The 13066-nt window shown below is 60.9% G+C and carries 18 protein-coding genes; 7 read left to right on the top strand and 11 right to left on the bottom strand.

The features are described from left to right. The 8 genes from AC2FLU_RS11140 to AC2FLU_RS11105 all read right to left on the bottom strand — a co-directional run bounded on the left by AC2FLU_RS11140 (position 1) and on the right by AC2FLU_RS11105 (position 5787). Positions 1 to 684 (bottom strand): TVP38/TMEM64 family protein, encoded by a 684-nt coding sequence (locus AC2FLU_RS11140; RefSeq protein WP_496808647.1) that lies wholly within the window; start codon positions 682 to 684, stop codon positions 1 to 3. 1 nt (position 685) lies between these two features. Beyond that, positions 686 to 1072, bottom strand: coding sequence for a DUF302 domain-containing protein (locus AC2FLU_RS11135; RefSeq protein ID WP_496808648.1), 387 nt, complete (start codon positions 1070 to 1072; stop codon positions 686 to 688). Between the two features lie 16 nt (positions 1073 to 1088). After that, positions 1089 to 1214, bottom strand: a complete 126-nt coding sequence (locus tag AC2FLU_RS11130; RefSeq protein ID WP_268888901.1) for a hypothetical protein — start codon at positions 1212 to 1214, stop codon at positions 1089 to 1091. A 395-nt stretch (positions 1215 to 1609) separates the two neighbouring features. Further along, a complete protein-coding gene (nhaA, locus tag AC2FLU_RS11125) occupies positions 1610 to 2920 on the bottom strand; it encodes a Na+/H+ antiporter NhaA (protein ID WP_496808649.1) in 1311 nt (436 codons plus the stop codon). Positions 2921 to 3207: 287 nt separating this feature from the next. Continuing rightward, on the bottom strand, positions 3208 to 3342 hold the full coding sequence (locus AC2FLU_RS11120) for a hypothetical protein (protein WP_263720905.1): 135 nt from the start codon (positions 3340 to 3342) through the stop codon (positions 3208 to 3210). Between the two features lie 105 nt (positions 3343 to 3447). Continuing rightward, a complete protein-coding gene (groL, locus tag AC2FLU_RS11115; protein ID WP_496808650.1) occupies positions 3448 to 5085 on the bottom strand; it encodes a chaperonin GroEL in 1638 nt (545 codons plus the stop codon). Between the two features lie 44 nt (positions 5086 to 5129). Then, entirely contained in the window at positions 5130 to 5417 is a 288-nt protein-coding gene (locus tag AC2FLU_RS11110; RefSeq protein WP_062563235.1) for a co-chaperone GroES, read from the bottom strand. 133 nt (positions 5418 to 5550) lie between these two features. Then, positions 5551 to 5787, bottom strand: coding sequence for a hypothetical protein (locus tag AC2FLU_RS11105; RefSeq protein ID WP_157707891.1), 237 nt, complete (start codon positions 5785 to 5787; stop codon positions 5551 to 5553). 150 nt (positions 5788 to 5937) lie between these two features. Between AC2FLU_RS11105 and AC2FLU_RS11100 the strand changes: the two genes are divergently transcribed. Then, positions 5938 to 6672 carry a Crp/Fnr family transcriptional regulator gene (locus tag AC2FLU_RS11100; protein WP_496716883.1) on the top strand — a complete coding sequence of 245 codons (735 nt, stop codon included), beginning with the start codon at positions 5938 to 5940 and terminating at the stop codon, positions 6670 to 6672. Positions 6673 to 6728: 56 nt separating this feature from the next. Here the strand turns inward: AC2FLU_RS11100 and AC2FLU_RS11095 are convergent, their stop codons facing one another. From AC2FLU_RS11095 to AC2FLU_RS11085, 3 genes are all read right to left on the bottom strand, one after another. Continuing rightward, on the bottom strand, positions 6729 to 6917 hold the full coding sequence (locus AC2FLU_RS11095) for a hypothetical protein (protein WP_099275886.1): 189 nt from the start codon (positions 6915 to 6917) through the stop codon (positions 6729 to 6731). A gap of 214 nt (positions 6918 to 7131) precedes the next feature. Beyond that, the gene (locus AC2FLU_RS11090) at positions 7132 to 7545 is read right to left on the bottom strand and encodes a hypothetical protein (protein WP_235857928.1); all 414 of its coding nucleotides are present in this window, start codon (positions 7543 to 7545) and stop codon (positions 7132 to 7134) included. Beyond that, positions 7542 to 7967 carry a hypothetical protein gene (locus tag AC2FLU_RS11085; protein ID WP_496808651.1) on the bottom strand — a complete coding sequence of 142 codons (426 nt, stop codon included), beginning with the start codon at positions 7965 to 7967 and terminating at the stop codon, positions 7542 to 7544. Before AC2FLU_RS11085 ends, AC2FLU_RS11090 begins: the two co-directional genes overlap by 4 nt. 274 nt (positions 7968 to 8241) lie before the next feature. Between AC2FLU_RS11085 and AC2FLU_RS11080 the strand changes: the two genes are divergently transcribed. From AC2FLU_RS11080 to AC2FLU_RS11055, 6 genes are all read left to right on the top strand, one after another. Continuing rightward, positions 8242 to 8556, top strand: a complete 315-nt coding sequence (locus AC2FLU_RS11080; RefSeq protein WP_246162179.1) for a hypothetical protein — start codon at positions 8242 to 8244, stop codon at positions 8554 to 8556. Further along, positions 8553 to 8897: a hypothetical protein gene (locus AC2FLU_RS11075; RefSeq protein ID WP_496716885.1), complete on the top strand. Its 345-nt coding sequence runs from the start codon at positions 8553 to 8555 to the stop codon at positions 8895 to 8897. The genes AC2FLU_RS11080 and AC2FLU_RS11075 overlap by 4 nt, the downstream gene beginning before the upstream one ends. Before the next feature lie 107 nt (positions 8898 to 9004). Beyond that, positions 9005 to 10072 carry an FtsH protease activity modulator HflK gene (gene hflK, locus AC2FLU_RS11070; protein ID WP_496808652.1) on the top strand — a complete coding sequence of 356 codons (1068 nt, stop codon included), beginning with the start codon at positions 9005 to 9007 and terminating at the stop codon, positions 10070 to 10072. Next, positions 10069 to 11157, top strand: coding sequence for a protease modulator HflC (gene hflC / locus AC2FLU_RS11065; RefSeq protein WP_157707885.1), 1089 nt, complete (start codon positions 10069 to 10071; stop codon positions 11155 to 11157). Before hflK ends, hflC begins: the two co-directional genes overlap by 4 nt. Positions 11158 to 11376: 219 nt before the next feature. Then, complete coding sequence (locus AC2FLU_RS11060) at positions 11377 to 11856, top strand: hypothetical protein (protein WP_496808653.1); 480 nt, start codon at positions 11377 to 11379, stop codon at positions 11854 to 11856. A gap of 367 nt (positions 11857 to 12223) precedes the next feature. After that, on the top strand, positions 12224 to 13030 hold the full coding sequence (locus tag AC2FLU_RS11055) for a transglutaminase-like domain-containing protein (protein ID WP_217626486.1): 807 nt from the start codon (positions 12224 to 12226) through the stop codon (positions 13028 to 13030). The last annotated feature ends 36 nt before the right edge of the window (positions 13031 to 13066 follow it).

Genomic DNA, 13066 nt, shown 5'->3' with positions numbered 1-13066 from the left:
TCAATCTTGGTCGGGAACGCACTCTTCAGGCTTACTCCGCATCGCCACCCAGAGCAGCGGTAAGCCCGTCACGAGGCCGAGACCGAGCACTGCCCAGGTCGCTCGCTCAAAGTCTCCGCTGACCGCCTCACCCCCGAAATGGGCGAGCAGGAAGCTTGCCGGAATGATGCCGGCCAGCGTCGCGAGGGCGAACCGCCAGGCGTGCAGGCGGCTGAGCCCCGCAGCGTAGCTGATCATGTCGAAGGACACGAAGGGCATCAGGCGGCTGGCGAAAACCGTCGCCGTCAACGCGGTCTGCGAGCCGAGCAGCCCGGCATCGACGCGGTCACCAAAGACCCGCCGCAGGATATCATGCCCCAGAATCCGTGCGAGGCCGAACGCGATCAGTGCTCCGAGTTCCGCGCCGATCACGACCAGAACCGTTCCCCAAACATGCCCGTAGGCCGCACCGGCGGCCAACGCGATCGGCGCGCTCGGGATCGGACTGGCTACAACCGCGAGGGTCATAAGCGTGACGATGAGGACCGGCCCCCAGATCCCGGCGCGCGCCACCAGCATTTCCAGACGCTCGCCGCCCATCAGGCCGCGTGCCTGGTCAAAAGCAGAAGGCGCGAAAAGCCAGGCACCGAGCACGGCGATCCCGAGGATCGCCATCACCACGAGGATGATTGCGCGCAACCCCACCTCAGATCGAGGCAACGGCCTTCGCGAGAAGGTCTCGGACCTGGCCCGCAACAGCCGTAAATTCGCTGTTCTCGATCGCCTGCATCGACGCAACCGGGTCGATGGCGCTGACCTCGACGGCATCCTCGACCTCGCGCAGGATGACGTTGCACGGCAGCATCGCACCCACACGCGGCTCGATCCCGATGGCGTGATGCGCCATCTTCGGATTGCAGGCTCCGAGGATGCGATAGGCCGGCATCTCGACATCCAGCTTCTTCTTCATCGTCGCCTTGACGTCGATTTCGGTCAGAACGCCGAAACCCTGATCCGCCAGCGCCTTGCGCGCACGAGAGTCAATGTCGTCGATACCTGCGCCGGAGATCACGCGATTGATCGTGTAGGTCATTGCGAAGTCCTTTTTCCTATTTCCGAAGATATTTGATCAGCGCCGCTATGGCCAAAACCACCAGCACAAGGATCAACAGGCCGAACAGCCAGCCAAACCCCATCCCGAAACCCATTCCGAAGCCCATGTCGTTCCAATTCATCTTCTCGTCCTCCTAGGTTGCACCCCTAAGGGTCGCCCAATAAACAGCCCTCACTACTGCATGCGCAGTATAACATAGGCTCGGTGTCTGGACGGCGGGGCGCCCTGTCCGGCTTGCGCCTATTGTCGAAGAAGTTTGATCGGTGCCTCTATGGCCACGACCACCAGTACGAGGATCAGCAGGGCGCAGAGCCAGCCAAGGCCCATACCGGTTCCCGTGTCGTTCCAATTCGTGTTCCCTTCCTTACGGGCAGTTGCTGCACGTTGCGCTGCGTCGTCGGCTGTTGCAGCAACATTGGGCAGAAAAGCATCTCAGAACTGATCGGCGTCGACATCGACGATGGATAGTAAGGGTACATGAACGAGGTCGCGCAGCGCATCGGCTGTGTGTTTTCGTCACCTCATTCGCAATGTGAGCCAAATCAGAAGCGAGATGCCGAGTATCGCCGAAAGCGCCGATCCGCCGAGAATACCCAACTTTGCCGCATTCAGGACGTAACTGTCGAATGCGAGGCCTGCGATGAACAATGACATCGTGAAACCGATCCCAGTCAGAAAAGAGCCAGCCAGAATGAAAGGCCACGACAAGCCCGGCGCGAGTGCCGCTAGGCCGGATCGTACGGCAATCCAGCCGAACACGAAGACGCCGATCGGTTTTCCCAACACCAGGCCGACAATGATCGCCAGCGAGACCGGTTGTACGAAATCGACACCCTCAACCTTGATGCCGGCATTTGCCAGTGCGAAGATCGGCATGATTGCAAAGCCGACCCAGGGGTGCAGCATCATCTCGAGCCGTTCGACTGGTGAGAGCGACTCAGTGACCGCTCTGCCGGCTTGACGCAGGTCGCGGTGGCTTGCGGCATCTCCATGTCGACGATCGCCGGCCGGAACGGCGAGTACCCGCCCAAGGATTGCACGCAGGCGGGCATCGCTCACCCATATGCGCGTTGGCGTCATCAGGCCCAGAATGACGCCTGCAATAGTCGCGTGGACGCCGGAAGCGTCGAAGCATAACCAGACTGCCGCTCCCAGAAGGAAATAGACCGGTACGCTTCTGATCCCGAGGCGCGACGCGCCTGCGACGATACCAATCCCCAGAAAGCCCAATCCGAGAGCCGACCAGTTCAACGCCTCACCGTAACCGAAGGCGACCACAAGGATTGCGCCGACGTCGTCAAAGATGGCCAGAGACAGCAGGAACAATCGCAAGGTGGGCGGGATCCGGCTTCCGAAGAGCGCCAGGCACCCGATCACGAAGGCCGTATCGGTTGCCATCACGGTTCCCCAGCCATGTATGCCGGGCTGGCCGGACATCAGCACAAGATACAGAGAGACCGGCACGACCATGCCACCCAGGGCGCCTGCGAACGGCAGGGCGGCCTGTCGAGGGTTTCGCAATTCGCCCAGCACCAACTCGCGCTTGAGTTCCAGAGAAAGCACGAAGAAGAAAAGGGTCATCAGACCGTCGTTGATCCAGTGCCGCAGAGAGCGGGTGAAATCCAACGAGCCGAATGTGAGACCGATGGGGGTCTCCCAGAAACGCAGAAAGCCTTCTTGCCACGGCGAGTTGGCCAGCCCCAAAGCCAGCAGAACAGCCAGGAGCAGGAGCCCACCAGCTGCCGCTTCGATCTTCAGGAAGCGTGCGAATGGTTTCGTTATGCTGTCGGCTGCCTCGTGGGGCAGGCCTTGATGAGTATCGATCACGGGAGAAGCATACCTTTTCGGGTCGACAGAGTCTTTGTCATCGCAACGCGGATGCGTTGACCACGAGACGCAGTTGCCGGCGCCTCAGCCGCGTCGCGTACGGCTCAGGCGGCAAGCGTCCGGGCCCCCGCGAATGAAAGAAATCTCCGGTGCTTCTCGTCTCATAGGTGCAGCCTTGCGCAGCGGAAGCTCTGCCAAAGTGTTATGCGCGTCGTCTCCCGCCGCCATCAGGCTCCGTATTCAGTGATAGCCAATATTCACTGATAGCCAATCACTTGGCCCTCTACCTATTTCTTCTTGTGCTCGCCTAGATTGGTCAAGGTTTTGCCCTTCGTGAAGTCGGCTGTTGCAACGACCTTTTCCTTCACCTTCTTAGGCTTTTTCGCTTCGCGGTTGCCGCGTTGCTTGTTGCCTTTGGTCATTTCCGTTTCTCCTATTGTGAATTATTGTGCTGACTAGATCGGTGTTCATGTCCATCGGGAATGTGATTTCTCGTCCCGAGGCTCCTGCGCACAGGCCCCGCCCATTCACATCATTCCGCCCATTCCACCCATATCGGCCATTTCGTTAACGGCGCCGCCCTTTTCGGGCTTTTGCGCGACCATCGCCTCGGTCGTGATCAATAGCCCGGCAATGGACGCGGCGTTTTCCAGTGCGATCCGAACGACTTTCGTCGGATCGATAACGCCGGCCTTCAGCATGTCGACGTACTCCTCGGCTTGCGCGTCGAAACCGAAGCTCCGGCTGTCGTTCTCGATGACCTTGCCAACAACGACCGATCCGTCGACCCCGGCATTTTCGGCAATCTGGCGCAATGGTGCCTGGATCGCGCGCCGGACGATCTTGATGCCGGCATTCTGATCGCCGTTCTCGCCCTTCAGCGTCGCCAGCACCTTGCCGGCATGAACCAGGGCCACGCCGCCGCCGGGCACGACACCTTCCTGAACCGCAGCGCGGGTGGCGTTCAGCGCGTCGTCGACGCGGTCCTTGCGCTCCTTCACCTCGATCTCAGTTGCCCCGCCGACCCGGATCACGGCAATGCCGCCGGCAAGCTTGGCGAGCCGTTCCTGCAGCTTCTCCTTGTCGTAGTCCGAAGTGGTCTCCTCGATCTGCGCCCGGATCTGGTTGACGCGCGCCGCGATCGCGTCCTTGGCTCCGGCACCGTCGATGATCGTCGTGTCATCCTTGGTGATTGTGACCTTTCTGGCGGACCCGAGCATGTCCATGGTGACATTCTCCAGCTTGGTGCCCATTTCCACGGAAATCACCTGACCGCCCGTCAGCACGGCTATGTCTTCCATCATCGCCTTGCGGCGGTCTCCGAAGCCGGGTGCCTTGACGGCCGCCACCTTCAATCCGCCGCGCAGTTTGTTGACGACCAGCGTCGCCAGCGCCTCGCCCTCGATATCCTCGGCCACGATCAGCAATTGCTTCTCGGCCTGAATCACAGCCTCCAGCAACGGCACCATGGATATGAGAGAGGTCAGCTTTTTTTCGTGAAGCAGTACGACGCAATCATCCAGCTCGACGACCATTTTCTGAGCATTCGTGACGAAATAGGGGCTCAGATAGCCGCGGTCGAACTGCATGCCTTCGACCACTTCGGTCTCGGTCTCCAACCCTTTGTTTTCCTCGACGGTGATCACGCCTTCCTTGCTGACCTTGGCCATCGCGTCGGCGATCTGCCGACCGATCTCGACTTCTCCGTTGGCCGAAATGGCGCCGACCTTGGCAATCTCGTCGCTGTCGCCGACCGGCCGGGACATGGTCTTGATCTCGGCCACAACTGCAGCGACGGCTTTGTCGATACCGCGCTTGAGATCCATCGGGTTCATGCCGGCCGCGACCGACTTCATGCCCTCCCGGACAATCGCATGGGCGAGCACGGTGGCGGTGGTGGTTCCGTCGCCAGCCTCATCATTGGTGCGCTGCGCGACCTCCTTGACCATCTGGGCGCCCATATTCTCGAAATGGTCCGAAAGCTCGATCTCCTTGGCGACGGTCACACCGTCCTTGGTGATGCGCGGCGCACCCCAGGATTTATCTAGAATGACGTTTCGGCCCTTGGGGCCGAGGGTGATCTTGACGGCATTTGCAAGCGTGTTGATGCCTTTCAGCATGCGATCGCGGGCGTCGGTACTGAATCGAACTTCCTTGGCGGACATGGTGTGAGTTCCTGAGACTGAGGTTGACGTGAAAGGTTTCGGACTCAGGCGATCACGCCGAGAATGTCGCTCTCCTTCATGATCAGAAGGTCTTCGCCATCGAGTTTGATCTCTGACCCGGACCATTTTCCAAACAGGATCCGGTCGCCGGCTTTGACATCCATCGGGATGCGCTCGCCGTCCTCGCGTCTTCCGCCCGCGCCAACGGAGACGACTTCGCCTTCTTGAGGTTTCTCCTTAGCGGTATCGGGAATGATGAGACCTCCCTTGGTCGTCTCATCGCCTTCAATGCGACGAACAAGAACCCGGTCGTGGAGTGGAGTGAATGACATCTAAGTGCTCCTTGTTGAGATTTCGTTGGCGAAACGGGCCGGGTCAAATGCTTAGCTGCGTTGCGCGCAAGTCCGCGGTATCCTATTCGGTCTCCACTCCGAGAATTCGGATCGACACCGCCGCCCGAGCGGTTCACGGGCGTCGAACAGAGTTCCCGCCAGCGATGATCGTGTTGATCATTTCGGCGACGGCCCGGTGCCTTTCCATTTCGAGTTCGGTACCGACCGCGTTCTCATGGGTCGCCGCGGCGTCGCGAAGAACCCCCACGATCTCGTGTTCCGGCAGCAACCCGCGATCGTTCATGGCAAGCAGGAGCGCCTCGCAGATCGATAGGGCGGCCTGGCCTGCATGTTCGCTTGCGGTGGACATCTGAGTTTCCTTCCTTGGCATCGTGAACCTGAGAGAAGGTGAGATTCAGATGCATCCGTACATCTCGCAGGAATTGCTCTATGCTGGACTGATCCAGAGCAGTGTCCGAGCCGATTTCTGCTCTTGGGTCACGACACGCCGGGAGGCCCCATGACATCAGCCGAACACAGCCCTTTGACCCGCAAGCTTTCGGCCTTTGTCGCTTTGTCAAAGGCAGAGTTGGACGTGCTCGAGCGCCTGCACCAGCGCCGTCGCTCCTTCGTCGCGGGGCGTGATATGGTGCATCAGGGGCAATCCGATCAAGCCGCGTATATCCTGTCGGAAGGCTGGGTCTGTTCCTACAAGCTTCAACCTGACGGAACGCGCCAGATCGTCGATTTCCAGGTGCCCGGGGATTTCCTCGGCCTGCGCAGCGTGCTGTTGCGCACCTCGGACCACAGCTTCGAACCCATCGTCGACATCGAGGCTGCCGAAGTGCTGACGAGCGACCTTCTTGATGCGTTCGCGCAGACGCCGCGCCTGGCGACAGCCATTCTCTGGGCGGCGTCGCGGGACGAGGCAATGGTGGTCGAACACCTTGTCGGGATCGGCCGGCGCGACGCGGACGCCCGGATGGCACATTTTCTGTTGGAACTGGGATCGCGGCTTGCGCTGGTGGGCATGGGGACTGAGGATGGGTATGATTGCCCGCTGACCCAGTATCACCTGGCAGATGCCTTGGGGCTTAGTGCGATTCACGTGAACCGCGTCCTGCGGCAGCTTCGCGAGAACGGATTGGTGACCTTTCGGGACGGCCGCGTGACGTTTCACGACTATGAGGGGCTGGCGGAACTTGCCGAGTTCGATCCGGCGTATCTGGATCAGAGCGGCCCGCTCCTGAAATGAGAGGGCCGCCCTCCGCAAAGCGAGGGGCGGCCAAGGTTTGCATCAGGTGTCGGATGTCACGAGAGCTTCTCGCTCGCCGCATCGAGTTCCTTGTTGGTCTCGGCCTCGTTCTTCGCCGTGTTCGCCTTCTCGGCTGCCTCGTAGTGCCTGAGCGCCGCGTCCTTCTTCGGACCAGCCGGCGCCTTGTCCCACGCGGCTTTCACGGAGGTCATCTTCTCGGCAGTCTTGTTCTGTTCGGGAGTCATTGGAATTGTCCTTTCCTGGACGTTCCGAGAATAAGAAGCGCGCCGACATGCCGACCCTTTGGGGATCGGCACGCCCACACGCTTCTCGGGTACTCGGAAAAAGATGCGCCACCAAATATTCGGCGGGCACGTCTCATCTAACCGTGCCAGGGCCTCGCCGCACTGACGCAGGTTAGTCCCGGCGCCCGCGGCAGGTCGATTGCCTCTGCGGTTCTTAAATCACCACAGTTTGCTGGTGGGAAATCCTCAGCCAGGTGTCCTCATCGTTGAGGTACGTTGAGGCGCAAAGCGCTTTGTAGATCGGCACGTCGGTTTTTTCAGCCGAGACCCGGTAAGTGAGGATCGCGATGTCACCGCATCGCGTCACGCGCCGTTCGGCCATGACGACGGAACGCCAGCCGGTCCTTTCGCGAAGATGGGGCCAGATCTGGTCGCCCTGGAGGATGCCGGGCGGATAGGGGAAGACCATAACGGCGTTGGTTGCTGTGGTCGCCTGCGCACTGTCGGCGCCGCTGGTCCAGAACTGTTCCTCCATGTCCCAGAGTTTGCCCTGTTCGTGTGGAGAAAGCGTACCGGACTTGTGTGCCGCATGGGCCGGTCTCCTCGCGGTCGCGGTTGATACGGTCATTCGCCTGACCCCGACCCGCCAACCATGAACATCTGAAATAGAAGGAAGATAATCGCGAGCACCGCCCAGATCGCTCCGCTTGTCCCCGGGCGGTCGCCGGTCACCGTCGAGGTAGCTCGCTTCAGGCTACCTGACGCCCGGCCTTCGGGAAGCAGCTGGCTCAAGTCTCGTGCGACCCTGCCATGATCGCTTGCGAGCGAGGGAACATCCTGAAACCGGGCAAGCAGCGTTCCCAACCGCGCGCGCGCGCCGTCGTGTCCTAGCGTGACCAGTTCAGCGGTTTCGTTCCATGGATCGAGACCGAGCCGCGCGAGCGTGGAGAGCACAGTCACGGCATAGCCGTTCCGGTCCTCGCCGACGGTAGCATGGAGAAACCGATCAAACTCGGGCGGGTGCGGGTTGAGAACATTGAGGTCGGCCATCGCCAATCCTTTCAAGGGTTGCAGGAACGCAGATCGCCCCTGTTTCCCAAAGGATACGCGCAGGTCGGTCTCGCCGCCCTTACACAGGTCAGTGTGGGCGACTGACCAAAGGACGGGGTCGCAGCCGGTTCGGTGCCCGGGACTAACATGCGTCAGCACCAGTCGGACGATCCCGAGGTACAAGATACTAAATCGTTCGACTGGTCCGTCCCGGACTCCAAGGGGCCGTCAACAGTGGTGAGCGACGGATCTGCCAACATCGCGGAGACCAGAGATGAACATGCGGTCGACCAGATCGACGGTGACGTTTTCAAACCCGTTCACCTTGCCGGGATACCCGGGCGATTTGCCCGCGGGCGACTACGAGGTTCTCGTCGAAGAAGAGCTTCTCCAGGGGCTAAGCTTCGAGGCCTATAGACGGACGGCGACCTACCTGACGGTGCGCGGAAGGGGCGGTCATGCGGGACGTACCGAGTTACGGGCGATTTCCGACAGCGACGTGAAAGAGGCGCTGAGCCGGGATCGGGCCGCGACTGAGAAGAACAATCACGGCGAGGCGGCGCCTTCTCCGCAGGAGGACTTGAAATGAATACTCCCGAATGGCTCAAACCCGGCATCTATGGTGCCGTGATCGGTGCTGTCTTTGTCGGCGTCGTCGGATTTACATGGGGTGGCTGGGTGACCGGCGGCACTTCGAATGACCGGGCGGTGGCGATGTCCCGTAATGATGTCGTCGCCTCAATGGTACCGGTCTGCCTCGACATGGCGCGGTCAGACCCGGCTAGGGCGGACAAGCTTGCAACGATCCGGGCAGCCTCAACCTACCAGAGGCGCGACGCTCTCATGACCGCCGGCTGGGCGACGATGCCAGGAACCGATGCCCCGGACCGAGACATTGCGCAAGCCTGCCTGAAGGAACTGGACCTCTGAGGTCATGCTGTTCAGAGCCGACGATGTGATGGCGCAAAACGGGTCGCACCGCCAAACGCGCGAGTCAGGCATCGCCCCGAGTGCCAAAACCGAGATAGGAGCTTGCGATGCCTTCTGATGACAATGGACCGGAAGATCGCGGACCTTGGAAAAACAAGCAGACCCGCGTTCCCCCTGAGGTTGATGCAATTCTCAGGCGGGGCCGGGATCGGCTGCAAGGCATCCTGCCGGACGGTCTGCCACCGGTGAAGCGTCTTGCAATCGGGGCCGCCATTGCGCTCGCGGTTTTTGGGGCGTGGTCCTCATTTTACACGGTGCCGAGCGACTCCGTCGCGATTGTCCAACGGTTCGGGAAGTACGCGGCCGAAGTTCCTCCGGGGCTGCACTTCAAGATCCCGTTCGGAATCGACGTAACCACGTTGGTCCCGGTCAAGCGCCAGCTGAAACAGGAGTTCGGGTTCACGACTCCGGGTGCCTCCGATCCCTATCAGAGCCCGACGGACGGTCGCCGCGAGACCGAGATGGTGACTGGCGATCTCAACGCCGCGCTCGTGGAGTGGGTGGTGCAGTATCGGATTTCCGAACCCCGGAAATTTCTGTTCGAGGTGCGTGAGCCGAGCGCGACCCTGCGTTACGTCTCGGAGTCCGTCATGCGCGAAGTCGTGGGAGACCGCACAGTCGACGAGGTGATCACCGTCGGGCGACAGGAAATCGAAAGCGAAGCCCTGCTGAAGATGCAGGCGCTCGCGACCAAATACGCGATGGGCATCAGCATCGACCAGGTGCAGTTGAAGAACATCAATCCGCCCCAGCCGGTTCAGGCCTCGTTCAACGAGGTCAACCAGGCACAACAAGAGAAGGAGCGGATCATCAACGAGGCCCGCCGCGAATACAACCGCGTCATACCTCTGGCCGAAGGCGAAAAGGACCAGCGCATCCGCGAAGCCGATGGCTATCGCTTGAGGAGGATCAATGAAGCCGAGGGCGATGCGGCACGCTTCACGGCGCTCCTGACGGAATACCGTCTGGCGCCCGAAGTTACCCGGCGCCGGATCTACATCGAAACCCTGCAGGATGTTCTGCCGGGAATTGGCTCCAAGATCATTGTCGACGGGTCCACGGCAAGCATCCTGCCGCTTTTGAACCTGGATCGACAGACAGGAGAGCAACCATGAAGACTATTTCGACCATTACCGCCGGGATCGCCGTCGCCGGTCTCGCCGCTGCATCATCCGCGATCTACACGGTCGGGGAGGTGGAGCAAGCCATCATCACCCAGTTCGGCAAACCGGTCGGCGCGCCGATCACCGAGGCCGGTCTTAAGATAAAACTCCCCTTCGTTCAGGAGGTTAACCGGATCGACAGCCGGGTTCTGGAGTGGGACGGCTCGCCATCGGACATGCCCACCAAAGACAAGCTCTATATCTCGGTCGATCTCTTCGCGCGCTGGAAGATCACCGATCCTCTGCAGTACTTTCTGCGCCTGCGCGACGAGCGCAGCGCCCAGTCGCGCCTCGATGATATCCTCGGTAGCGAGACGCGGAACGCCGTCGCCAAGCACGAACTCATCGAGATTGTGCGCACGACCAGGGGCCGGACGCCGCTTCGGGACACGCTTCTGACTGATCAGGAGCTTGCGCAGGACATTGGCGCACTGGTTCCCATCACGAAGGGGCGGGCGCTGGTCGAGCAGCAGATCTTCGAGGCGGCGGCGGAGAAGGTGCGCGTCTTCGGGATTGAGCTTCTCGACATTCGTTTCAAGCGCATAAACTACAATGAGAGCGTGCGACCCAAGATCTATGACCGCATGATCTCGGAACGCCGGCAGATCGCCGAAAGATTCCTGTCCGAAGGCAACGGTGAAGCGGCCCGTATTCAAGGCAACAGGGTGCGGGATCTGAACAAGATCCAGTCCGAAGCCTATCGCGCTGTCGAGGAAATCCGCGGTGCCGCCGATGCCGCAGCAGCAGCAATCTATGCGGGCGCCTACAATGTCGATGCCGTTTCGGTCGAATTCTACGATTTCACCCGAACCATGCAGGCCTACGGCGACATGATCTCGGATGACACGACGCTTGTCCTGACGACGGACAGCGATCTGTTCCAGTTCCTGCGCGGCATGCAGGGCGAGGCAGACCCCGTCCGCGATCCGGGCAGCGTCCCGGACGACGGTGGCGTGGCATCAACCGGCAGGGCCCGACCAGCGCAAGACCCCTCGACGCCAATCGTGACACGCACAGATGTCGAGCTGGGGCAATAGTTTCTTGGTCATGGCACGTGGATTGCCCAGGCTTTTTTCCGCTTCCAAGCGAGACACACCCACTTAATTTCCGTGCCCCTAATCTGCGTCAGCACACGATTTGCGCTTGGCTGGTAGGTGTATGGCAAGAGTTGGATCGCGACGAGGCGAAGGACTGCCTGCCTCGCTCGAACACACGACATCCAGCGTCGAACCGCGCAGCGAGGAGGACAATACGCTATGACATCAGTGAAACATCTAACCAGGACGGCAGCAGAGACGACCGATCTTGAACGGCGCGTGTTGGCCCATGAACGGATTCTGCAGGCCCTGATCGCTTACATGGCACGTACCGAGCCGCGTTTCGTCGACCACCTCCGAGAACGGTTCGTAGAACCGATGAGATTGACCCGGCACGAGCATGACCACCGCGAAACCGACGACTACGCGGAAGAATTCATTCGCGCCGTGATGCTTCTCGGAGAGGAGCGCGCGCCCATCGCGAAGGAGTCGAAATTGACCGACAAGAAACCCGTGTCGGCGAAAGGCAGAGGAGAAAAGGGGGCTTCCATGAACTGGCCACCGCACCGCGGTGGAGTTCAGGTGCGCGAAAGGAACGGCATCTGGGAGGTGGAGGTCGATGGCAAGTTCCGCGGCGACTACCACCAGAAGGAACATGCTCTTGCCGCTGCGGCCCTGCACAAGTTGTCGCCCCGATGACCGGTCGTACTCATCGGACAGTTCCGCCGGACTTCGCGATCCAGGTGGCCGAGAACGAAGGAATGCCATCCAGATCGAATTCCAGGGGCTCCCCGCCGCCGCCCGCGCCCACGCGACGGCTGACTGGAACGCTCACGCTTGGGCTATCGAAGACTCGCGCTGCAACCGGCGGACTCTGGTCCGCCAAGGAGCAAGCGGCGATGAGACACCCGCTGGCAAGGTTGATCTCGAGGCTGGCCATCGTGGCTGGAGTGATAGCGTCCCTGGCCTTCCCCGTCCTTGCGCAGGATGGCACCGGCCCGATGCCTCGGAACGCTCATCCTTGCAAGATACTCATGACATGACCAGGCGCGGCCGTGTGTCTGGCATGCGGGTCAGCATCGGGTGTCGTCTGCGATACAGCTTCCCGCAGCCGACGCCGCTGATTGCGATGCTGAACGTCCACTACTCGCGCTTTGGCGATCTGGAGCGTGCCGATTACCTCGTGACGTCGCCAAGCGTGCCGCTCGAAAGCTACCGCGACGGCTTCGGCAACTGGTGTACGCGCCTCCTGGCTCCGGCGGGCGACTTCGCGCTGTCAACGGATGGCATCTTCCGCGACTATGGCCGACCCGATCCCGCGTCCCCTGGCGCGCAGCAGCACGCGGTCCAGGATCTGCCTTTCGAGACCCTCGTGTTTCTTCGGGGCAGCCGGTATTGCGATACCGATCTTCTTTCGGAGGAGGCGTGGCGTCTTTTCGAGACCACGGACCCGGGATGGTCACGCGTTCAGGCGATCTGCGATTTCGTGCATGGGCATGTCCGCTTCGACTACATGCAGGCGAAAGCGACGCGCACCGCATCGCAGTCAATGGCCGAGCGACAGGGCGTCTGCCGTGATTTTGCTCACCTCGCCATCGCCTTGTGCCGCTGCATGAATATTCCGGCACGCTACTGCACCGGATATCTGAGCGACATCGGTGAACCTCTGCCTCATCCGCCCGGGGACTTTGCGGCGTGGATGGAGGTCTTTCTCGCTGGTGAATGGCACATGTTCGACCCGCGGAACAACAAGCCTAAGTTTGCGAGAATTCTGATCGCGCGGGGCCGCGATGCCGCTGACGTCCCTCTGACCCAGACATTTGGTCAGAACACGCTGACGGAGTTCAAGGTTTGGACTGACGATCTGGTGTGATCTTTGTCTTCTTGGCGGCGCGCCATCGTAAATCGG

It is taken from the genome of Ruegeria sp. SAZD013 (genome assembly GCF_059612525.1).
Note: the sequence above shows the minus strand (reverse complement) of the source record. Positions and strands in the feature narration are given on the sequence as shown.